Here is a 22,634-nt window from a genome sequence, read left to right as displayed (position 1 = left end):
TATAAAATATTCGCACTTAAAAAATATTCTATCTATAATGACTTAGTATGCTAGATATATTCAAATGTCTATGGAGATAACTAAAACAAAATTCCCAAAAATCAACAGAGACAATCTTGACACCTTGCAAATAAATATAGGTTATAAATGCAATCAGGCCTGCAGTCATTGTCACGTTGATTCTAGTCCAAGCAGAACAGAAATGATGAGCGATGATATTATAGAACTTATACCTAAAGTAATAAAGGCTAACAATATAAAGCTACTAGATATTACTGGAGGAGCCCCCGAACTTCATCCTAAATTTATACAATTAGTAAAAGAAGTTCGTAGTCTTAATGTTGAAGTAATGGACAGATGTAATTTGACAATACTAACAGAGCCAGGTTATGAACATTTAGCAAGCTTCTTAGCATCAAATAAAGTACAAATAACTGCATCACTGCCTTGTTATCTCGAGGAGAATGTAGACAAACAAAGAGGAAAAAATGTTTTTAAAAAAAGTATATTAGCTCTTAAAAAACTTAACACTTTTGGTTACGGAATAAAAGATAAAGGTCTACTTTTAAATCTAGTTTATAATCCAAGCGGTCCACAGCTTCCACCATCCCAAAAAGAATTAGAAGATACTTATAGACGAGAACTAAAAAAAAGGTATGGTATTTGTTTCTCGAATTTATTTGTTTTAGCAAATATGCCAATCAATAGATATGAAAACTATTTAAAAGTTATGGGGAAACTAGAAGAGTATAATAAATTACTTAAAGAAAATCATAATCCAGAGAATCTTAACTCTGTAATGTGTAGAACAACTCTGAGTGTTGATTGGAAAGGTTACCTATATGATTGTGATTTTAACCAACAACTTGGAATTAAGAGAAATGGTAAGGTTAAACATTTGGATGATCTATTGATTCCATTTGTCTCTTTAAAGAATAAACCTATTTCAATAGGGAATCATTGTTTTGGCTGTACTGCTGGAGCTGGTTCAAGTTGTGGTGGTGAATTAACTTAAAAACAAGGTTTATTTGTTTAAACACATTGGGCACAATGCTCTTACGTTTAACGATGACTCCAATAATTTAAATCCGAAGTTTTTAGCTGCTGCTTTACCCGCCTTGATAACATTATTATTTTCAAACTCTTCTGTTCTGCCGCAACGAATACAAATCAAATGATGATGATCTGGATGATCATGACTAAGCAATTCAAACCTATTCCCTCCCTCACTTAAATCAAGTTCATTAAGGAAAGTCATCTTGACCAATAGTCTTAAAGTTCTGTAAATAGTCGCAAGAGAAACCTTCTCCCCAGAAATTGTCAATTTTGAATGAACCTCCTCCGCACTGAGATGGATTCCAGAGCCAATCTCTTCAAACAAAGAGAGAACCTTTTTCCTTTGAGGGGTCATTCTTTTACCATTTGAACGAAGACCAGATTCAAAAGGAGAAGGATGCGTACGATAGGAAGACGAGGGAATCAATATCAACCTTATTTTCTCAATAGTTTAGCGTAATGAGAACAGCCTGCAACAAGGGGAAAACTTTATGAGGGTATTTTCCATGAAAATGGTGTATAAATTTATTAGGTGATTTATATTTAAATAAACAAAAAGAAATTCTAAGATGGATCAATTTTCAACAAAAACTCCCTCCCCATTTAATGTAAATATCAGTAATAAAGTATTAGTCGAGGATGAAACATTACTGCTTATAGTAGATATGCAACAAAAGCTTATAAACAAAATTAAAGACAATCAACTATTAATATTTAATATAAAAAAGCTAATCGATATATCCAATCTACTTAAAGTTCGTATTGCTATTACGGAACAAAATCCATTAAAGCTTGGGAAGACTCTAGAATCAATTACAGATAATAATGAATATCCTTCATTTGAAAAAATGGAATTTAGTTGTAGTAAGAATAATAGCTTTATAAATTATATAAATAAATATAATTTTAAAAATATAATAGTTTGTGGAATCGAGAGTCATATATGTATTCTTCAGACATCGATTGATCTTTTACAAAAAGGGTTAAACATACTAATTCCCAGAGATGCAATTGGGAGTAGAAATCAAATAGATAATGATACCGCTTTTTTAAGGCTTGTATTATCTGGTGCAGTTCCCTCAACGACTGAAAGTCTAATATGTGAATTATGTAAGACCTCTAATAGAAAAGAATTTAGGGAGGTGAGTAAAGTTTTAAAAAATTCATTTTCAAATTAAATAATTAGAAAATATCTAGACAAATCATTTTTTTCAGGCAGTCTGAAGAAAAGTAATCTGACATCATGGATGATTTTTATAAAAACATAATTAGTTCCTTGCTTACTTTTAGTATAGGTTGCATTATTTCCCTGGTGAGTCCAAAAATCCTAAAAAAGATTTTAAGGAAAATAACCTCTGCAACACAAAGCAAAACTGATGACTACATAGCTACTCTTTTAATTGAGACTATTAAACCTTTAGGATTTATCTTTAGTTTCATAGTTGCATGCAAAGTCTTAGAAATTGGTGGAATAGTAGATAAGACATTAATAGGTATTAGTAAGTTTCTATGTCTTATTTATATTGTCAGATTTATAAATAGAGTATTTTTCAAAATAATACAAAGATGGGCAAGCAAAATCAATGATAAATCTATCAGTGAGATGATTCGTTCACTTAGTCCAATGATTGGAGCATCTGTTTGGAGTCTAGGAGCTATTTTTTATCTTCAAAATATGGGTGTACAAATGGCAGCCATTTGGGCACTTTTAAGTGCAGGGGGTATAGGAGCTGGACTAGCCTTAAAGGAACCAGTTCAAGAGTTCTTCGAATACATAACGATCCTCCTAGATAAACCATTTCAAAGTGGACAATTTATTCATATTGATGGGATCTGGGCAAAAGTTGAGAGCGTAGGTGTCAGGTCAACACGCTTAAGAAGTATTAACGGAGAAGCAATAATAATGAGCAATAGCAGGCTCACAAATGGAGTAATCTCAAATTATGCTGAGATGAAGAAAAGAAGACTGGTTCATAAATTAGGTGTGGTCTATGAAACTACATATGAACAAACAAAAAGCATACCTATAATGATAAAAAATATCGTTGATAAAACTGAAAATGCGATCTTCGACCGATGTCATTTTATCGAATTCGCAAATAGCAGTCTTGATTTTGAACTTGTTTATTATATTCCTACAAGTGATTATCTTCAGGCAATGTCAGCTCAGCAAGAAATTAATCTAGAAATAATGAAGAAGTTCCAAAATGAAAATATTAACTTCGCTTATCCAACCCAGACAATTCATGTAAATAAATAAGATATATTTATCTAAGTATCTTATCTATTAGAGATTGAGATAGATCCCATAACTTATCTGATAAATCTACTCTTTGGGCCTCTTTACTGATATCAGTTTCTTCAAAAATAAATTTACCTGATGAAATAATTTTATTACTATAATAATTAAAACCAGTTTTTCTATATTTACATAAAGAAGCTAGATTGCTTAAAAGCAAACCTGCATTTTTATTTGATGTGGTTATTCTTAAAACATCTCTAGCTAAAAAAGCAAATAATATTTGTCCTAATTGATTGTATTTCCTGCTGTGCCTAAAAAATCCTTGGTTATCTCTAGAGATAACCAAGCCTGGAGCCCATGCAATAACTGGAATTGATAATTTCTTGCTAATCAATTTATTACTTAACTTTCTTGCAAAAAAAATATTACATAATTTACTATCTTTATATGCTTTATCAGCATTAAATTTATTTCCATCAACCATTTCAAAACCCGCGCCAGATTCTAAGCCTTTTAAGTTTCCCAAGCTTGCCTGAGCGCCTACTTTACCTCCACCACTGTTAGGATTATGAACTTCTGAAGATGTAATAATTATTTTCGGATCATTGTTCTTATCTATTAAAGGTAAAATTCTTTGTGTCAGATAGAAATGTGATAAATGATTGACTGCAAAAGTTAATTCAATCCCCTGGGTAGACATTCTAGGCATTTTTGATCCTGTATATTGAAGACCGGCATTTAAAATTAAAACATCGATTTTCACACGTTTAATTTTAAGTTCAGAACATAGGAAATCAATGCTATTCAAATCAGAGAGATCCATTATAGGAGTATAAATTTTACCTTTCTTAGATAATTCAAATGAAGATTGATTAAATATATTAGTCAATACTTGATTTGCTCTAGATATATTTTTACAAGGTAAAATTATATTATGACCAAGGGAAATTAATTTTAAAACCGCTTGATAACCAATACCTGACGAACCACCTGTTATAAGGATAGTTAAAGGTTTATCTTTTTTTGAAATATTTGATTTTTCATTCATAAATTTTTAATTTTAATATTAAATGATTTTGGAATTAAATTCACTTGTTTATTATTTCAATTTTTAATCAAAAACTGTTCATACATACATTAAAACTAAATAAATTCATTAAGTTGATAAAAAACATTAATACAATTCATTGTTAATGCCATCAGGAGCTATTGTTGATTATAGGCATGAGTGTTTAAAGTGGTAATCCAGGGAGGCAATCAAATAACTAAGCTTTATTCTAAAGAATTAAATCCTATTTTTCGAAACCAAGTAAAAGAAAATAGCTATGTTCTTCAAGGGGATCTATGAGCACTAGTGCATTAAAAGATGCTCTAGTACTAGGCTCAGGCCCAGGCGCTTTATCAATAGCGGCAGCATTGGCGATTGAGAACTTAAATGTTGAAATCTTATCAGAGCAATCTCCAGAGGAACCTTGGCCCTTCACTTATGGGATTTGGGGTGAAGAGGTTGACGAGCTTGGGCTGAGTCATTTACTTGAACATAGATGGGTAAACACCATTAGTTATTTTGGAGAGGGGGACAAAGATCCAAATTCTAAAAAGAATGAAATTACTAAACATAATAGAGATTATGGGCTTTTTGATAAAAACAAATTACAAGCTTATTGGTTAGAGCAATGCAATAAAGCTGAAATAGAATGGCATAAAGGATCAGCAATCAACTTTGAAACAAATCAATTAACCAGCACAGTTAAAACGTCTAATGGAAAGGAACTTAATGCTCGGGTGGTAATTGACGCAACTGGCTACAAACCTGTATTTATCAAGTCTCCTAACCAAGGGCCAGTAGCTGTTCAAACTTGTTACGGGATAGTAGGTGAGTTCAGTGCACCCCCTGTCGAGAAAGGTCAATTTGTTTTAATGGATTATCGTTGCGACCACTTGAATCCAGAGGAAAGAAAAGAAGCTCCAACATTTTTATACGCTATGGATATGGGAAATGGAAAGTTTTTCTTAGAAGAAACATCCTTGGGGCTATTTCCTCCAGTCTCTCTTGATGAGTTAAAAAGAAGACTTGAAAAAAGATTAGAGACTCGGGGTTTAGAAATAAAAAGTCTTGAGCATGAAGAGCATGGTTCATATCTGCCAATGAACATGCCTATCCCTGACCTAACTCAGCCGGTCCTTGGATTTGGCGGTTCTGCTGGGATGGTACATCCCGCATCGGGATACATGGTTGGTAGCCTTTTAAGAAGGGCTCCTAAAGTTGCCAAAGCACTTTCATTAGCAATGAAAGACCCAACAGCATCCTCAGCTTCGTTAGCAAAGAAAGGTTGGCAAACATTATGGCCATCAGAACTTAGAAGAAAACAAGCTATTTATAAATTTGGATTAGAAAAATTGATGCGATTCGAAGAAAAGTTACTAAGAGGCTTTTTCATAGAATTTTTTAGTTTACCTAATAAACAATGGTATGGATTCCTTACAAATACACTTAGCCTTAACGAGCTAATATCCGCAATGTGGAAGATGTTTAGGAAATCACCCTGGACTATAAAACAAGGCTTAATGAATATGCATGGTAGAGAATTAAATTTATTATTTAAAGCACTAATAGTTAATAATAAATGAGAAAAATCCTTATAAGTGGCGCAAGTAGGGGAATAGGGAAAGCGGTAGCATTAAAATTATCCGAAGAAGGGCATTCATTAAGCTTAGGAGTAAGAGAAACAAGAGATTTAATAAATACACCCTTAGATCCAAATTCAAAAAATCCTGATAGTTTTTTGGTACACTCCTATGACGCAACTGATCAAAAATCATCAAAGGCATGGGTAGAGAAAACCGTCGAAACTTTTAATAATATTGATACAATTATTCATTGTGCTGGGATATTCAAAAGAACAAATTTGTTATTTAATGATAATGAAATTAAAGATATTGAAGATCTATGGAAAGTTAATGTCTTGGGACCTTGGATATTAACAAAAGAAGCATGGAAATATTTATCTATAAGCAATTCAGCACGGATTATTGTTTTGGTGTCTATGAGTGGAAAACGATCAAAAGGTAACTTCGCTGGCTATTCAATGAGTAAATTCGCTTTAATGAGTTTATGCCAAACGATGAGAAATGAAGGATGGGAAAAGGGTATTAGAGTTACAGCTATTTGCCCAGGATGGGTAAATACAGATATGGCAAAAGAAATAAATCATTTTCCTAAAAAAGATATGATACAGGCAAATGACATTGCTAATATTTGTTCAAATTTACTAGATTTACCAAACAGTTCTATTCCTTTTGAAATCTCACTAAATTGTCAACTTGAAACAAGCATTTAGAAAAAAATTTTAAATAGGATTAGTAGTTTTGCTAAATATATTCAATACACCTAGAATTGCTTTACGGAGATACTTATGAAAATAATTTCTATAAAAACTTCCTATAGCTTTACCTACTGAATATGTTCTTTGTATGAGACCAACTATAAAATTAAAAAGCCACAAACAAACCAAAACTGTAAGAGCTAAAGAAGCAATTGAGTAAACCTTATTAAGCTGTTCTTGTATTGGTTCTAAGAATTGAAGATAATCAGAGATGTTCATGCTCACTTAAGGTCATTAACTATAATTTATTTTACAGCTATAATTTAAAAATCAAGAAAGAATTTATAAATTATATATATAAATAAAAATAATAGTTTAAATTAAAAGGCAATGGGAAAGCGGGCAAGAGTATAGAGAACATATGCGCATGAAATCATAGATATAGCTATCAAAAGTCCTTTTAATCTGTTAGAAAGTGTCGAAAAAAGCGAAAGATCATCAGCATCATAACCTCCAAAACTACCAAGAATTGCAAGTGACCACATAGGGAGAGAGGCAAATAAAATTGAAAGTAAACAACTAAATATAAACATCTTTATAATAAGGAATGAAAGCAAAAAAGTTATAATTGCGAAAAACAAAGATCCATTTAATCCTATTCTCAACTCATCATTTAAGCTTTTTGGAAAATTACTTTTACCTTCTAAATGTTTTTTACAATTATTAACTTCTGATTCAGATAATCGAAAATAGTTCGTATCCGGTATTCTTTTTTTCTTATAAAGCCTTAGCAATCTTACCTCAAAAGATTTTGGATCATTAATTTTGAAAGAAGAAATTATTTCGCCTGGTTTCATTTTATTAGCCTCACTTTTCAAATTGGTGGTACACCCGAGTTTATATAAATCACCATTTTTCATTAAATAAACAAATCCTGACATAATTTAATTTTCTTGAGAACTAAAGTGTTTGTAATATAAAAAAATGGATTATATTTTTACACTAAAATATAATTGCCAAAGAAAATCATAAAGTATATACTATCAAAGCATATTCTATTTATGATTTATAGGATTGACTAATAATCTATGGGTATAGGGCACAGGATAATTTTAACAGGAAAATTATGAAGCACAATATTTTATATAGCTTTAGACGATGTCCTTACGCAATTAGGGCTAGATGGGCTTTATTAAATACAAATCAGGTAGTGGAGTTAAGAGAGGTCGACCTAAAGAATAAGCCTGTTGAATTAATTGAAATCTCTAAAAAAGCAACTGTACCTGTGTTAAAGACTAGTTTAAATCAAGTAATTGATGAGAGCTTAGACATAATGATCTGGTGTATTGAAAGATCAAATATGCATGCATTACTTGGTGATAATAATGATAAGTCAAAAAAAATATTAAGTCTTATAGAAACAAATGATAAAGTATTTAAATATCATTTGGATCGGTTTAAATATGCATCTAGATTTAATTCTGAAGAATTAGAAACTCATCAAGCAGCATGCATGAAAATACTTTTATCTTTGAATAATAGATTAAAAGAGTCTTCAAACAGAAGGAAACCACTATTTCTTGTTGATGCAAAAGAAACCCTAGCTGATTGGGCTATCTGGCCATTTGTAAGGCAATTTAGAATAGCGGACATTAATGACTTTGATCAAAACCATGAAATTAAATTTCTACGACGTTGGTTAAATTACTTTTTTACTCATAAGAAATATCCAATAGTTATGAATAAAAATAAACCTTGGAACAAGGTAAATGAGCCCCTGATTTTTGGAAACTAAAGTAGAAAATCATTCTGAAGCCCTTCTTTTATCAATGATTCTTGATAACTCTAAAAAATAGCCAGCTGTACAATATTTACCTAAATTTCTATCTCTATTTCCTACATCACTCCTAAACTCTGCAGTCTCTGCCATGACTAAATCCAACTGGTCCTGAGGTAACTCATAGAGTTCTCTTAATTCAACCTCTTTTCCGAGAAGATGACTTTTAAACCATTTTTCCTTTAATTCTTGAGGAGGGATATCTTTGTAAATTTGTCGGTTCATGTAAAGTGGGAAAATGGTTTATTAAAACTAACATTTCCATAAATTATAAATTTAGTTAAGTATATTAATTGTCACGCTGAGGGATTTGGATATTTTGACTGTAAAGATATTGCAACTGCGCATAAAGATAATGAGATTAAGCCACAAAATTCTGTCCAACCTTTAAGCCCAAAATTACTAATAAATAAAGGAGCTATTACAGTAATTAGGCCTCCAGAAAGAAGTGGCTGTAGAAATAATTGCTTAATAGAAAACACAGGTAAGGTATCAGTTGAGTTCCTAGGATCAGCCAATCTCAAAAGCAATAATCCACTAGCTGCAACCCCCGTTGAATTTCCAAACTCTGCTATTGCTCTTTCAAACCACTCTTCTCTAAAAAATAATCTAGAAAAAATCAACATCCCTGCAAGATTCCAAATCAATCCACCAAAAGCTAAAATAGCTATTGGTATCCAGTAGTTAACCAATAAAGGTAAATTCAATCCCGCCATTGCGGTAATTATAAGTAAATCTGTTGAAAGTATGCCAATCTCACGTTGAAAAAGTGATGAGACTAATTTTGTATTTCCAGTTTTTTCTAATGAAAATCTTACAAAGAATGAACCCAATAAAGCTAATGGAAATACCGGGAAAGCTAATATCACCTGCTTACTTATATCGCCCAAGTATGTAGAAGATAATCTTAAGCAATTTAGTAAAAAGATACCAACTAATACTGCTAATCCTGCTAGAGCAAAATTATATAAAAGTAACTTAATTTGTTTAATTGGTTTATATTCCAAATCAGTAGGATTTAAATCATCTTTGGACTCTTTTTCAGCAGGAACAAGCCATCCAAAAAACCTTCCTAGAACAACTAAACCGCTCCCTAACAAAGTAGAAGCTAGTAAACCTACCGTTGCCATTGCAAACCCTAGGTCTAATCCCTCAGGGAAGCCTAACTTACTAAAACTTTCTCCCATTATCGCCGCTGCTCCATGTCCTCCTTCAAAACCAACTTCAATGATGCATCCCATCAATGGATCTACTCCTAAATAAGGAAGCAAAAATGACAAAACAATTATCCCGCCAACAACATATTGACCGAAACCTAGTAAAAGTCCTAACAATGCCTGCGAAGCGACTGGTTTCCATAAAACACTAATTCTGGGAATAGGTCTTCCTAGCATTAAGGTCGCAAAGACTAAAGTAAGCAATGGAGTTGGTAATTGCATCCAAGTATTTAGAACCCTTTCTGGTAATAATGAAAAAGGTCCATAAGGACCAATTAAAAAACCTAATGCTCCAACTAAAAGGGCTATGGGGATACCAAATCTTTCCAACTTCATCGCAGTATCCAATCTTCTCCCAAGGGTTAGAAGAATTCCTATAATTCCAAGCAAACCCAACGAAAGGGCTAACGTTGGTATTGCATTAATTTTATATAGGTCATCCAAACCTAAAAACTCCAGACTCATCTATTAACAAGCTTATGTAAGTAAATGAAAATTCCTAAAAAATAATATCCCATATGAATATTTAACATTGAAAGTAAATTCGATTCTTATCATATCTCAATCAAATCATTTACTTAGCCCTAATTAGTTATAAAGATGAAATGAATTTATAATTAGGTAACGATTAAAAAAGATTTTAAATTTATAAACTAATAAGAAATCTCATTTACTCTAAATACTGACCTATTTATAAATAAATTCCAATAAAAAAGCCCCAATCAAGTGGGGCTTTCATTGAGTTAAATTTATTTAACTATTTTAATGATACTGAAGCAGTATCAAGATTACTTAAGGCACCAGTTACTCGTTTAAAGTCGAATCCCATTGCTCTAAGAGCATGCCATAAATGACCTTGAATAAAGAAGAATCCAAAATAATAATGAACGTTAGCCAACCAAGCACGTGAAGTATGAGCTCCGTTAGGAAGGTCAACAGTATCTATCCAATAAGGAGAGATCCCAAATTTAAGTGCTAATGGTTCACCAAACCATTCAACAGGATAAACAGTGGTGTTTGTTGCACTCCAGAATGCCGCAACAACTGCCATCCAACCGATTCCTGCTAATGACCAAGAAAGAACAGCCTCTGCAGAAAGCAAGCCAGATCCTTTGAATTTTGTGTATTCTCCAACTTGCTTTGTAGCAATATGGAAAGCACCACCAGTAATTTCCAAGAAAGCCAAAAATGCATGACCTCCCATTACATCTTCCAAGCTATCAATAGTAAGGAAGTCAAACTGATGGTCCCATATGTGACTCAAGTTAAGGTCATATTCAACCTGACGAATAGCACCAACAGCAGGATCATAAATTCCATGAATTCTGGCCCATTCAACAAACCAAATACAAGCCACACCAAAGAAAATCAAATGATGTCCAAGTATGAAAGTCTGGTTGTCAGGGTTGTCCCATTCAAGTTTAAATTTCCTAGCCTGAGGTACTGAAGATTCCTGCATATCGCTAGAAAAAAGCAATGAATGCATTAATCCACCAGCGCCATAAACCATGGACAAAACTAGATGAACCACAGCAATTGAAACGACTGCAGTGCCACCAACAAAAGCTCCAGACTCATCAAAGCCTAAACCTAAAGCTGCTAAATGAGGAAGAGCAATTAAAGGCTGATGACCCATTGGTACGGAAGGGTCAAAACGAGCCAATTCAAATAACGTGAAGGCACCAGCCCAGAAAGCAATCAAACCGGTATGAGCGGCATGAGCAGCAATAAATTTGCCTGAACGGTTGGTGACCCCTGAGTTACCAGCCCACCACCCGTAGGTGACTGCTGAATTTCCATAGGTCTGCATTAGAAGTGCTATTTTTCAAAACCGAACAGAGAATACTGCAATTTCATCGAATACTCATGCAAGAGAAAGAATCTGTAAATTTTTTTTATTATTTAAATGAAATGCAAATAAAAAATATCAAAAAAGGCTGGTTTTAAACCAAAAAAAAAAGACAGCCAAGGAGAGATAACAAAAAAAATCAAGAAAATCGCCTAACTAAGAATTTCTAAGTAAAGAAGTAATTGATACATAAAAAAAATTCATATCAGGTATTCGAGACCAATCAAGTCTGAAAATCCATATAAATACATGCAAATATGTAATTAATATAAAAGATTAATTTGATCTCTTTATTTATAACTATTAAATAATTAAATCCTTTTGGATATCGACTCATGAACTTCAATCGACTTAATAATCTAGAGATGGAGACAGAAGACCATTATAGAAAAAAAGCGAATGTTTATAGAACATCACCTGAATACGGAAAAATGATTTCTCTTTATCCAATTCTTGAGACGTCTATCAAAGATTGTAAAGATGAAAATCTAGTGGCCTAAAAAATAATCTAAAAATAGAATGATATTTAAAATATTTTTGATCTATGTTTACGCCGCTATTTGATCATAAGAAGCATCATTACTCTGTAAATATTCAATAACTTCTTGACATACCATTATAGAATAGAAAACTTTTGGCTTCCATGGTAATTGCTTAGGGTCATTTGAACTTCTCCAGTGAAATCCTGGCTTTAAATCCCCCTTCTCTCTCAATAACTCTAAATATTGTTCATCAACTCTTAAAAACTCACTAGCTTCTTTTTCTGATAACCACAGTGATTTTTCTATCATTCTTAAATAAATCAGTATCCTTTTTTAACGTAAAAAGCTTTGAAGAGAAAGTCATTATGCCATCGCAAGATAACAACTTAAAACGAAAGTAATATTAAATTGTTTTAATTGCATTAAAATCTTAGATAAAATATTTCTTAATCTTCATCGAACCAAGGTCTAATAATATTTTTATTTATGGGTATTGTTAAGCCAGAATCAGCAGAAGGTTGCAAACAGCCAGTTGTTTTTAAAATGCCTTTATTCTTAACTACTTTAGAAGGTTCTACATAATTTATTTCACCCCATCCAGATTCCCAGATAGATAAATCAGATAATTTAGACCAAGAAACTTTTACAACTATACTAGAATCAATTACTGACATCAAAATAACCCATTTTTTTAGTAACTCGCCACCATAATTTATTGCAATAAAATGGAATTGACCTTCAATGCCTATCTTACTAGTCCATGCTTTATTTGGAGGCCAAATCATAAATTATTACAAATCAAAATAGCTCTTCCAACAAATGCCTTTATTAACATTTTATTTAGATTCTACCCATTTAATACTCATTATTTTCTTTTTTCATTTTAATATATTCATCTCTGATTGATTTTAATAATTCTTTCTTCTTTCTCATTATTTTTTTCTTTTCATTAAAGTCTATTTTAACTCTTTCTTCCTTTGTTAAATTCATCCAATTATTCATAGCAAATTTATTTTCGGATTTATCCTGAAGTTTTTTTTTCTTCTTCTTTTTGAAAAGAAATTTAAATAGCATTATGTTTTGTAAAATCAAATAAATAGAAACTTAGTTTACATCAATGTTAATAATAGTCATATTATTTATTTGACGACATTATTTCAGCTCCCCTCACCGAGTTTCCAGAGATTTATTCCTGTATTTTCGATTTCTTTTCGACTAATAACCGACCTTGTATCAAAAACCCAAGCTGGTGATCTCATCAAAGAAGCTAAATAATTCCAATCAAGTCCAAAGAATTCATCCCATGCAGTAAGGATCAAAACGGCATCAACGTTTTTCAATGCCTCTGGGATGGAATTAGCCATTTTCCAAATCCCTTGGTTATCGAATGAAAATTTTTCTAAATCTTCCTCTATTCGCTCAGAGGAAACTTTAGGGTCATAAATTGTTAAAATAGCTCCTTCTTCAAGTAAGTCACTGGAAATTCTTATTGCAGGGGATTCTCGTGTATCGTTGGTGTTTGCCTTAAAAGAAAAACCAAGTATTGCTATATTTTTCCCATTAACTGTACCGAAAAGCTTCTCTAGAACAATTTTATAAATTCTATCTTGCTGCCAGGTATTAAGTACCACAACTTGATTCCAGTAATTTGCAACCTCTGGCAAACCAAAATGTCCACTTAAATAAACTAAATTCAATATATCCTTTTTAAAGCAGCTCCCTCCAAACCCAGGTCCTGCAGATAGAAATTGATTGCCGATTCTTTTATCTGTTCCTATTGCTTTAGCAACTTCCTGAACATCAGCTCCAGTAGATTCACAAAAGGCTGAAATAGAATTTATTGAACTAATCCGTTGAGCCAGGAATGCATTAGCAGCTAATTTTGAAAGCTCGCTACTCCATAAATTCGTACAAATTATCTGTTCACTAGGCACCCACTTCAAATAAATATTAACCAATGCATCTACAGCATCAGAATCCTCTCCCCCAATTAAAACCCTATCAGGTTTTTCCAAGTCATTAATTGCGGTACCTTCAGCCAAGAATTCAGGATTAGATAAAACAGAAAAAGTTTTTGAAATTTCATTTTTTTGATTCTCTCTATTTGTTGTCTTAAGTATCTCTTTTATTGCTTGTGCAGTCCGAACCGGAAGAGTACTTTTTTCTATTACTATCGTGTGTCCTTTTGCATATTTAGCTACTTGCCTTGCACTAGCCTCTACCCAACTAAGATCACTAGCTTGTCCGGCCCCAAGACCTTTTGTTTTTGTTGGTGTGTTAACTGATATAAAAACCATATCAGCTTCTGAAATGGACTTTTCCATTTCAGTACTAAAGAAAAGGTTTCTCCCTCTGGTTCTAGAAATTATCCGATCTAAACCAGGTTCAAATATTGGCAATTTATTTAGATCTGAAGCATTCCATGCATCAATTCTTTCTTTATTGATATCAACTACCTTGACTTCTAAATCCGGACATTTATCTGCAATAACAGACATAGTTGGTCCGCCTACATAACCAGCGCCAATGCAACATATTTTTTGGATTTTAATAGAGCTCATCTAAAACAATTCATGATTTTATTAATCAATCAATTTTTTAATTAACTGATCTAAATCCTCCTTGGAGAAAATATATTCCTTACTGTCATCATCCTTATGTTTATCCCTTAATTTCTTTATCAATAATTGACCTTTGGATGCCTCATCCTCACCTATAACTAAGGCCCATTTTGCGCTACTTTTATCTGCTCGCTTGAATTGTTTAGAAAAAGATGAGCCTGAGTAGTCCAATTCAATAGTTAAGTTAGATGATCTTAGCTGACAAGTAATTTCCAAAGCAAGCTTTTCAGCATTCTCACCTCTGTGAATTACATAAACATCTGGAAATTTTGATTGTAAAATTTTATCTCCAGCAAGAATTATCAACCTTTCCATCCCAATAGCCCAGCCAATTGCAGGGGTTTGCCCCCCCCCCAATTCTTTTATTAGACCATCGTAACGTCCCCCACCACAAACAGTTGCTTGAGAGCCCAAATGTTCACTTGTTATTTCGAAAGCCGTATGAGAATAATAATCAAGTCCTCTTACCAAGTTGTTATTAATTTTATATGGAATCTTAAGATTATCGAGTAACTCCTGTAAATAATTAAATCTAGTTTTACTATTATCAGATAAAAAGTCGTTTAAAGAGGGAGCTTCAAACAAAAGTTCTTTTGTAGATTCATTTTTGCTATCTAATACTCTCAAGGGATTTAGGTTGATTCTTTTCTGAGAATCTTCATCTAACAAATCAAATTTCTGAATAAGCCAATCTTTCAACTCTTTTTTGAAAACATTTCTGTCTTGATTACTTCCAAGACTATTAATTTCTAAAGTCAAATCATTCAAACCAACATCCTTTAAAAAGTCCCAAGCTATTGAAATGACCTCAGCGTCACTTATAACCGAAGCCAATCCAACAAATTCAACTCCAATTTGATGAAACTGCCTTTGTCTTCCTGCTTGAGGTCGCTCGTATCTAAACATTGGTCCCCCATACCAGAGCCTTTGAGGCCCATTATTCAACAAGCCATGCTGAATAATTGACCTAGCGACAGAAGCTGTCCCTTCAGGTCTCAAAGTGCAAGAGCGACCACCTCTATCCTCGAAGGTGTACATTTCTTTGCCCACAACGTCAGTATTTTCGCCAATGCCCCTAGAAAATAATTCAGTTTGTTCAATAATCGGTGTTCTAATTTCTTGAAGCCCAGCGCGACTAAAATGTTCAAGAGCAATTGACTCGACCTTTTGCCAGGCCTGACTCTGAGCAGGTAAAAGATCTACCATTCCTCTTAAATTCTTGAGATTTGTCAAAGTAGCTTCAGCAAAATTATTTGTTGTTTGTTTAATAGTAATTGTTTAAGTAAACTCTAAAATATTATTCAATAGATCAGTTTTGAGAAACTAAATTGGTGAGGCTCAATCTAGAAAGTTCATTAAGCTTAATCCTCTAGTCGAGTAGCACCTGAATATTTAACCAGCCAAAAATTAACTCTTCTTCTCACATTAAAAGGCATTTCATTTTGGAGTTGAATTAATTCCATAGCTCCAAGTCTCTTTAGTTCTCTTGATTCAAGACTCCACAATTTTTCCGCTTCACAAATTAGACGAGCCCAACTTCTTGAATGCTGCCATTGTCTTAAACGCTTTTTTAAATCGCTACCATCAGTTTTACTTTTAACAAGGGTAACCTGAGCAACTATATTTTTCTTGGGTAAATATTTTCTCATAAATCAATCATGGAGAAAACTCTAGAAAAGCTCATTAATCAATACATTAAACACATAGCAAAGATTTGAAATGAGTACTTTATGAAAAATACATTTCAAGAATTAAATTCGACCTCATATACAGGGAATTCTAATTTTTGCATATCCCTACGACTCATTTTTCTAGACCAAGCGCCTTTAATTGCATCGTTCCACCTAAAGCCAGCATTCTTCGCTAAATACCTATCCTCATAAGAGATCTCAGCGCGAAACAGAACTTTTGGTTCTAACGCTCTAATCAATAGTTTTTCGAGTTCATTACATCTTTTAAAAACCTCTGACAAATATATGCAATCTGTCAAAGCTCTATGCAAATTCCAAACTGGTACACCGTATGCCAATGCAAGATCTCTGACAGATGGGCGCGTCTTCAATTGTTTATCACCCGGCCAATTTATATCGTCCATAGAACAAATCCATTGTTTTTCAATCTGAGGCAATTTATTAAGACCAAACCATTTCATATCAAATTCTGCATTGTGAGCAACAATCACATCTGATACCTGAACCAAAGATTCAAAATATTTAATTGCTTCAGATAGAGGTTGAGGCAATCTAGTTATTTCAGCAGGAATATTATTTATTTTTTCAGCTTTATTAATTTCAACTGGTAAAAGAAAAGATTGCTGCGCTAACACCGCTCTACTTTTGACATTAAAAAGGATCGAACCTACTTCAAGACAATCATCATTTTCACTGTCAAGACCAGTAGTTTCAGTGTCTAAAATCAAGATATTTTTAGGAAAATGTTCTTTACCTAATATTTCAACCCGTTCTTCTTTTGATTTGAAAGAGGTTGTTTCTCCTAGATCTTTAGCTTTTTCATGGGCAATTTCTTTAGTTGTTTCAGATAGAAAGCCAAGCTGATGGCTCTCTTTCTGATGATTCTGCTTTTCTTTCACTTCAAAATTAATTAGTCATACTTTTATTATCATCAAAAAATCAGAGTTGAATAAAAACTTAGTAGAACATTAGAAATAAAAGATAATTATATTTAATTTAAAATCATTTTAGATTTCTCTTTATAGAGTGATTGTTTATCAATGAGCACTTTTAGACGTATAAGTGATGTTTCTTGTCAATGGCCATCCAGACCAATTGGACTTATAGAACTAATTGGTGGTAGCTATATTTCAATCAAGCCAGAAGTCACATACAAAAGACTTATTTCTGGTTTTTTAAAAAGAAATTTTGCAGTACATTCGTGGGCCTATATCCCTAACTTTGATCATCAACTTCAAGCAAATTATGCGTGGAAACAATTCCGTCAATCTCGAAAAATCCTTCAAAAAAGAGTTGGCTTAAAACCAAAATCAATAAGACTAGGTCATAGCCTTGGATGTAAATTACATTTACTAGCGCCGGATGGTGGAAGGGATTGCGATGGGTTAGTAGCTATAAGCTTTAACAACTTCAAAGCAGATAAATCTATACCTTTGCTTAGAAAAATGTCTCAAAAGCTCAACTTTCAAACTGAATTTAGTCCAAGCCCTTCCGAAACATTAATTCTTGTTAAAGACCACTATGAGCAAATAAATAATCTATTAATAAAATTCAAAACCGATAATCTAGATCAAAATGATTTATTACTTAAATCATTAAAAGAAAGACCTTCTGATAAATCTAAAATTATGCTGTTAGACGGAAATCATCTAACCCCAGTAAGTTTAGGAATAAGAGAAAAATTGCTAAAGTCTGATTTTCAAAGTTATTTAAAATACGAGAAAATTAATTTAATAGTCGATCTAGTTTCTCATTGGAAAATCTAACATTAACATCTTAATTTATCTAAAACCGATCTATCTTCAAGAGTACTTGTATCTCCGCTTATTTCATCTCCCGAAGCCAGTGCTCTCAAAATTCTGCGCATTATCTTTCCGCTTCTTGTTTTAGGAAGTGAATCAGTAAATTTAATTTCATCAGGTTTGGCAATTGGTCCTATTTCATTCACGACGTGTTTCTTTAATTGTACATCAATATTCTCATTTGCCTCTGCACCTGTTTTCAAAGTTACAAAGGCTACTATTGATTCCCCTTTTAAGTCATCAGGTCTACCCACAACTGCAGCTTCTGAGATGAGCTCATGACTAACTAAAGCTGATTCTATTTCCATTGTTCCAAGCCTATGACCAGAGACATTTATAACATCATCAACTCGTCCCATAACCCAAAAATAACCTTCCTCATCTCTTCGAGCCCCATCTCCAGCAAAATATATATAGCTATCGTCTGAGGGTCTTAAATACTCCCAATAACTCTCTCTAAATCTTTTTTCATCTCCATAAACATTTCTCATCATTCCAGGCCATGGTCTTTTAACTACCAAATATCCACCCTCATTATTAGATACAGAGTCTCCATCTGAATTGACCACGTCGGCAACAATCCCAGGCAAAGGGAACGTTGCTGATCCAGGTTTTGTTGGAGTAGCTCCTGGGAGAGGACTAATCATTACTCCTCCAGTTTCTGTTTGCCACCATGTATCAACTATTGGGCATCTCCCTTTCCCAATAACATCTCGATACCAGATCCAAGCCTCTGGATTAATTGGCTCACCCACTGTTCCTAAAAGTCTCAAACTAGATAAATTGTATTGATTAGGAATCTTTTCTCCTGCTTTCATAAAGGCCCTTATGGCAGTTGGAGCAGTATAAAAAATCGAAATTTTATGCCTCTGAATTACATCCCAAAAAGCGCCTGGATTTGATGGTCTTGGAACTCCCTCATACATAACAGTAGTTGCACCATTAGATAGTGGGCCATAGACGATATAACTATGTCCAGTTATCCAACCCACATCAGCGGTGCACCAATAAACATCATTTTCACGAATATCAAAAATCCATTTAAAAGTTAAATGAGACCAAAGGTTATACCCAGCAGTTGAATGAACTACTCCCTTTGGTTTACCTGTAGAGCCAGAAGTATATAAAACGAATAAGCAATCCTCACTATCCATTTGTTCTGGCAAACATTCTTCTGATTGACTATCTACAATTTCATGCCACCAATAATCTCTACCATCATCCATAGAAACAAGTTTTTTCGTTCTTTGAACAACTAAAACTGATTCAACCTTGGGACAAGCACCACCTTCCAATGCTTGATCAACAGCATCCTTAAGAGGAATTATTTTGTCTTTTCTAAAACCGCCATCAGCTGTAATTACTACTTTCGCTTCTCCATTAATTAATCGGTCCCTTAGAGCCTCAGAGGAAAAGCCTCCAAATACGACTGAATGTGGTGCCCCAATCCTTGCACAAGCAAGCATTGCGATTGCAGCCTCAGGCACCATCGGCATATACAAAGCGACAAGATCTCCTTTTGCTATACCAATAGACTTGAGTGCATTAGCTGCTTTGCAAACTTCTTTGTGTAGTTGTTTATAGGTATATTTTTTCTGTTCACCTGGCTCCCCTTCCCAAATCAAGGCGACTTTGTCAGCTCTTGAACTATTTAAGTGTCGATCTAGACAGTTAAAAGAAATATTAGTTTTTCCGCCATCGAACCATTTAGCAAATGGTGGATTGGACCAATCAAGTACTTTATCAAAAGATTTAAACCAATGTAATTCTTCTCTAGCGGCATCACCCCAAAACTTATTGGGATCTGATTTAGCCATCTCCGACATTTCCAAATACTTAGAAAAAGATGAGATCCTACTTTTACTAGAAAAGTCATCAGAAGGAGGGAAAACTCTCTGCTCCTGAAGAACGGACTCAATAGAGTTAGAATTGACTGAATTCATAAAAGATAAAAACAACTTTTCATTTATTGCATTCAAGCTATTTCTGACCAAAAGGCATGAATAGTGAAACTCTTATTTAAAACAAATTCATAATGAAGAAAAAATGGAATTTTCCTAAAGCATTTTTATTTGATCTTGATGGAGTTCTAATTGATTCAGAACCCTTACATGGACAAGCATGGAAAGAGACAGCCGCACTTTTTAATCTAAATCTAACTTATACCCAACTAAAACTATTAAGAGGAAAAAGAAGAATTGATTGTGCCAATGAGCTTGTTAAATTGATTCCAAAAGCAGTTAAGGCAAAAGAATTACTAAACCTGCATAAGCCCATATCAAGAAAACTTATCCTTAATGCACAAGCAATGCAAGGTAGTGAAAGTTTGGTCAAAAGGTGTCATGAAAACAATATCCCAATGGCGTTAGTAACCAGTAGCAGCTCTGAATCTTTCCAAATAAAAACTGCTCCTCATAAATGGATGAATCTATTTTCTATAATGGTTCTTGGTGATGACAAATTACTAGCCAAAGGGAAACCAGCTCCAGATCCATATCTGTTAGCCGCAGAAAAATTGAATTTAGCTCCTCAAGAATGCTGGGCTGTTGAAGATTCAATCTCTGGAGTATCTTCAGCCTTAGAGGCTGGATGTTTTGTTTTCTTTTTAAAAGATAAAAGTGATGAACTTCCAAAAAAAGAAGTTTTTGATCAACACATCAATTTAAAACAAATCACCTATCTAAAAGAAATTGAACAAATATTAAATGAGTATTGAATTAATAAAGTCTGCTAATGACAAATTCTGGCAAGTCAAGTAATGCTTTTTTTGATGGAGAATCTGGCAACCATGAAATTGAATCTTTTGATTCAGAAGCAAATTTTTCAGCTAATTCTCTTGATTTATTAATCGCACTTGAATCTCTTACAAGAGATAGAGCCTTATCAAGATCATCTTTTTTGGAAAATTTACCATTAATAAGTTCGCTAAGAGTTGGATTCTCTTCCAAAGCATAGAAAACTGGCGCAGTAAGATAACCACTTTGCAAATCACTAGCTGCTGGTTTTCCTAATTGCTCATCATTTCCAGTAAAGTCAAGGATATCATCAACTACTTGAAAAGCTAATCCTAACTGTCTTCCAAAAAAATAAAGCGAATTTAAGCTCTCTTGACCTACATCAGATAAAACACCAATAGCCTTGGAGCTGTTAGCTATTAGAGAGGCAGTTTTACAATAACTTTTTTCTAAGTAACTCTCAAAGGATTGACTTGAATCAAATCTATTAAGCCCCTGTTTTATTTCACCTTCAGCTAAATCCATAATTACCCTACTTAACAATTTAACAACATCTAAATTCTCAAGATTTGCCAAATGCCAACTTGCTTGAGCAAATAGGAAATCTCCTGCCAGGACAGCTATCCTGGGATCAAATCTACTATGGACAGTTTCAACACCTCTTCGGGTATCAGCTTCATCAACGACATCATCATGCACAAGAGAAGCGGTATGAATCATCTCAGTAATCTGGGCCAATTTTCGATGCTTCAAAGGAAGATCCCCTTCAGAGGTCAAAGCTCTTGAAATCAACAAAACAATTCCAGGTCTTAACCGTTTGCCGCCTGCACTAAAAAGATGTTCTGCAGCAGCTTGCAAAATAGGGTGTCCAGCACCTATGAGGCTGCGAAGATCTAAAAGCAACGCTTCTAGATCAAGTTCTACAGGTTGAAGAATTTCCGTGGCTGTGGTCATAAAACCGCTCTACTTTTTGATATTAAGAGACCCAGCCCTTCTTCTGCAGTGAAACGAGATTAACTTCAGGAAACACATTTAACCAATGCTTAGCTTTATAGGGAAAATTTTTAAGATTAGAAGTTACGTAAAACTTTAAATCAACTAATTTTTTTTTCTTTGTATGGTTGCTCACTTTTGAATCCATAAACAACTTTAATCTCAAAGAAAGAGCTTCTGCGGGGTCAATCAATTTAATACTAGAGGGTAAAATATCTGTCAGCAAAGGAGTTATGAGAGGATAGTGACTACAGCCAAGAATTAAAGATTGAATTTTTTGTTTCAAAAGAGGTTGTAAATATCTAGTCGCAACATAAGTAATCTCATCTGAATCAATCCTATCCATTTCAATCATTGGAACAAATTCAGGACATGGTTGCTCAATTACAAAAGTTTTTGGATTAAATTCTAAAATAGCATTTGTATAAGCTTTTGTTTTTACTGTAGAAGGAGTTGCAAGAACACCTACCCTTGATTCCTTAATGGTTGAGGCCGCAGATCCAATCAAGTCAAATACAGGGACATCTAAATTTTTTTTTAGTACATCCAAGGCAATGGCATTTGTTGTGTTACATGCGACCAATAAAGCGTCAATATTTTGATAACTAAACCATGATGAAATTTCTTCAGCAATATTTATGATCTCATTGGCTGTCTTTACTCCATAGGGAATTCTTGCTGTATCAGCCAAATATACAAATGAATTATTGGGACATAATTCAATAACCTTTTTTAAAACTGTAAAGCCTCCAACCCCACTATCAAACAATCCAAGTCGCATAT

Annotated in this window: 25 protein-coding genes; 8 read left to right on the top strand and 17 right to left on the bottom strand. The window is 33.5% G+C overall.

The genetic code is table 11. From position 1 onward, the window contains the following. The first annotated feature begins 70 nt into the window (after positions 1 to 70). Positions 71 to 1,015, top strand: a complete 945-nt coding sequence (gene arsS / locus O5639_RS00395) for an arsenosugar biosynthesis radical SAM (seleno)protein ArsS (RefSeq protein ID WP_269624557.1) — start codon at positions 71 to 73, stop codon at positions 1,013 to 1,015. A gap of 9 nt (positions 1,016 to 1,024) precedes the next feature. Here arsS and O5639_RS00390 read toward each other — a convergent pair whose 3' ends face one another. Next, complete coding sequence (locus O5639_RS00390; protein ID WP_420063680.1) at positions 1,025 to 1,480, bottom strand: Fur family transcriptional regulator; 456 nt, start codon at positions 1,478 to 1,480, stop codon at positions 1,025 to 1,027. 145 nt (positions 1,481 to 1,625) lie between these two features. Here O5639_RS00390 and O5639_RS00385 point away from each other — a divergent pair, with 145 nt between their 5' ends. Both O5639_RS00385 and O5639_RS00380 read left to right on the top strand, forming a co-directional pair. Next, complete coding sequence (locus O5639_RS00385; protein WP_269624555.1) at positions 1,626 to 2,234, top strand: isochorismatase family protein; 609 nt, start codon at positions 1,626 to 1,628, stop codon at positions 2,232 to 2,234. 65 nt (positions 2,235 to 2,299) lie between these two features. Continuing rightward, a complete protein-coding gene (locus O5639_RS00380; protein ID WP_269624554.1) occupies positions 2,300 to 3,316 on the top strand; it encodes a mechanosensitive ion channel family protein in 1,017 nt (338 codons plus the stop codon). Between the two features lie 7 nt (positions 3,317 to 3,323). Here the strand turns inward: O5639_RS00380 and O5639_RS00375 are convergent, their stop codons facing one another. Continuing rightward, complete coding sequence (locus O5639_RS00375) at positions 3,324 to 4,346, bottom strand: SDR family NAD(P)-dependent oxidoreductase (RefSeq protein WP_269624552.1); 1,023 nt, start codon at positions 4,344 to 4,346, stop codon at positions 3,324 to 3,326. Positions 4,347 to 4,642: 296 nt separating this feature from the next. Here O5639_RS00375 and crtL point away from each other — a divergent pair, with 296 nt between their 5' ends. Together crtL and O5639_RS00365 are read left to right on the top strand one after the other, a co-directional pair. Beyond that, positions 4,643 to 5,929 carry a lycopene beta cyclase gene (gene crtL, locus O5639_RS00370; RefSeq protein ID WP_269624551.1) on the top strand — a complete coding sequence of 429 codons (1,287 nt, stop codon included), beginning with the start codon at positions 4,643 to 4,645 and terminating at the stop codon, positions 5,927 to 5,929. Beyond that, positions 5,926 to 6,639, top strand: a complete 714-nt coding sequence (locus O5639_RS00365) for an SDR family NAD(P)-dependent oxidoreductase (protein ID WP_269624550.1) — start codon at positions 5,926 to 5,928, stop codon at positions 6,637 to 6,639. The genes crtL and O5639_RS00365 overlap by 4 nt, the downstream gene beginning before the upstream one ends. A 9-nt stretch (positions 6,640 to 6,648) precedes the next feature. Here the strand turns inward: O5639_RS00365 and O5639_RS00360 are convergent, their stop codons facing one another. Next, positions 6,649 to 6,903, bottom strand: a complete 255-nt coding sequence (locus O5639_RS00360) for a hypothetical protein (protein WP_269624549.1) — start codon at positions 6,901 to 6,903, stop codon at positions 6,649 to 6,651. Between the two features lie 101 nt (positions 6,904 to 7,004). Beyond that, positions 7,005 to 7,565, bottom strand: a complete 561-nt coding sequence (locus O5639_RS00355) for a GIY-YIG nuclease family protein (RefSeq protein ID WP_332299735.1) — start codon at positions 7,563 to 7,565, stop codon at positions 7,005 to 7,007. A 185-nt stretch (positions 7,566 to 7,750) separates the two neighbouring features. Between O5639_RS00355 and O5639_RS00350 the strand changes: the two genes are divergently transcribed. Further along, positions 7,751 to 8,419: a glutathione S-transferase gene (locus tag O5639_RS00350; protein WP_269624547.1), complete on the top strand. Its 669-nt coding sequence runs from the start codon at positions 7,751 to 7,753 to the stop codon at positions 8,417 to 8,419. Between the two features lie 9 nt (positions 8,420 to 8,428). Here the strand turns inward: O5639_RS00350 and O5639_RS00345 are convergent, their stop codons facing one another. The 10 genes from O5639_RS00345 to O5639_RS00300 all read right to left on the bottom strand — a co-directional run bounded on the left by O5639_RS00345 (position 8,429) and on the right by O5639_RS00300 (position 17,220). Beyond that, positions 8,429 to 8,686 (bottom strand): hypothetical protein, encoded by a 258-nt coding sequence (locus O5639_RS00345; protein ID WP_269624546.1) that lies wholly within the window; start codon positions 8,684 to 8,686, stop codon positions 8,429 to 8,431. A 71-nt stretch (positions 8,687 to 8,757) separates the two neighbouring features. Then, complete coding sequence (locus tag O5639_RS00340) at positions 8,758 to 10,143, bottom strand: sodium/glutamate symporter (protein ID WP_269624545.1); 1,386 nt, start codon at positions 10,141 to 10,143, stop codon at positions 8,758 to 8,760. 292 nt (positions 10,144 to 10,435) lie between these two features. Next, positions 10,436 to 11,488, bottom strand: a complete 1,053-nt coding sequence (locus tag O5639_RS00335) for a chlorophyll a/b binding light-harvesting protein (protein WP_269624544.1) — start codon at positions 11,486 to 11,488, stop codon at positions 10,436 to 10,438. A gap of 587 nt (positions 11,489 to 12,075) precedes the next feature. Continuing rightward, a complete protein-coding gene (locus O5639_RS00330; RefSeq protein WP_269624543.1) occupies positions 12,076 to 12,318 on the bottom strand; it encodes a hypothetical protein in 243 nt (80 codons plus the stop codon). Positions 12,319 to 12,455: 137 nt separating this feature from the next. Beyond that, positions 12,456 to 12,794 carry a TIGR02450 family Trp-rich protein gene (locus O5639_RS00325; RefSeq protein WP_269624542.1) on the bottom strand — a complete coding sequence of 113 codons (339 nt, stop codon included), beginning with the start codon at positions 12,792 to 12,794 and terminating at the stop codon, positions 12,456 to 12,458. Positions 12,795 to 12,864: 70 nt separating this feature from the next. Then, positions 12,865 to 13,101, bottom strand: a complete 237-nt coding sequence (locus O5639_RS00320) for a hypothetical protein (RefSeq protein WP_269624541.1) — start codon at positions 13,099 to 13,101, stop codon at positions 12,865 to 12,867. A 65-nt stretch (positions 13,102 to 13,166) separates the two neighbouring features. Further along, positions 13,167 to 14,570 carry a nucleotide sugar dehydrogenase gene (locus O5639_RS00315; protein WP_269624540.1) on the bottom strand — a complete coding sequence of 468 codons (1,404 nt, stop codon included), beginning with the start codon at positions 14,568 to 14,570 and terminating at the stop codon, positions 13,167 to 13,169. A 21-nt stretch (positions 14,571 to 14,591) separates the two neighbouring features. Next, the gene (hisS, locus tag O5639_RS00310) at positions 14,592 to 15,863 is read right to left on the bottom strand and encodes a histidine--tRNA ligase (protein ID WP_269624539.1); all 1,272 of its coding nucleotides are present in this window, start codon (positions 15,861 to 15,863) and stop codon (positions 14,592 to 14,594) included. 128 nt (positions 15,864 to 15,991) lie between these two features. Next, a complete protein-coding gene (locus O5639_RS00305; protein ID WP_269624538.1) occupies positions 15,992 to 16,279 on the bottom strand; it encodes a hypothetical protein in 288 nt (95 codons plus the stop codon). 95 nt (positions 16,280 to 16,374) lie between these two features. Then, on the bottom strand, positions 16,375 to 17,220 hold the full coding sequence (locus O5639_RS00300; protein WP_420063660.1) for a 3'-5' exonuclease: 846 nt from the start codon (positions 17,218 to 17,220) through the stop codon (positions 16,375 to 16,377). 141 nt (positions 17,221 to 17,361) lie between these two features. On the opposite strand from O5639_RS00300, the gene O5639_RS00295 reads away from it, so the two are divergent. Beyond that, entirely contained in the window at positions 17,362 to 18,087 is a 726-nt protein-coding gene (locus tag O5639_RS00295; protein ID WP_269624537.1) for a DUF1350 family protein, read from the top strand. Between the two features lie 2 nt (positions 18,088 to 18,089). Here the strand turns inward: O5639_RS00295 and acs are convergent, their stop codons facing one another. Continuing rightward, entirely contained in the window at positions 18,090 to 20,066 is a 1,977-nt protein-coding gene (gene acs, locus O5639_RS00290) for an acetate--CoA ligase (protein WP_269624536.1), read from the bottom strand. Positions 20,067 to 20,158: 92 nt separating this feature from the next. Between acs and O5639_RS00285 the strand changes: the two genes are divergently transcribed. After that, positions 20,159 to 20,839, top strand: coding sequence for an HAD family hydrolase (locus O5639_RS00285; protein ID WP_269624535.1), 681 nt, complete (start codon positions 20,159 to 20,161; stop codon positions 20,837 to 20,839). Between the two features lies 1 nt (position 20,840). Here the strand turns inward: O5639_RS00285 and sds are convergent, their stop codons facing one another. Next, positions 20,841 to 21,812 (bottom strand): solanesyl diphosphate synthase, encoded by a 972-nt coding sequence (gene sds / locus O5639_RS00280; RefSeq protein ID WP_269624534.1) that lies wholly within the window; start codon positions 21,810 to 21,812, stop codon positions 20,841 to 20,843. Between the two features lie 22 nt (positions 21,813 to 21,834). Further along, the gene (gene murI / locus O5639_RS00275; RefSeq protein WP_269624533.1) at positions 21,835 to 22,632 is read right to left on the bottom strand and encodes a glutamate racemase; all 798 of its coding nucleotides are present in this window, start codon (positions 22,630 to 22,632) and stop codon (positions 21,835 to 21,837) included. Positions 22,633 to 22,634 lie beyond the last annotated feature (2 nt).

Source organism: Prochlorococcus marinus str. MIT 1214 (assembly GCF_027359355.1).
In the GTDB taxonomy this organism is placed as follows: domain Bacteria; phylum Cyanobacteriota; class Cyanobacteriia; order PCC-6307; family Cyanobiaceae; genus Prochlorococcus_B; species Prochlorococcus_B marinus_F.
Note: the sequence above shows the minus strand (reverse complement) of the source record. Positions and strands in the feature narration are given on the sequence as shown.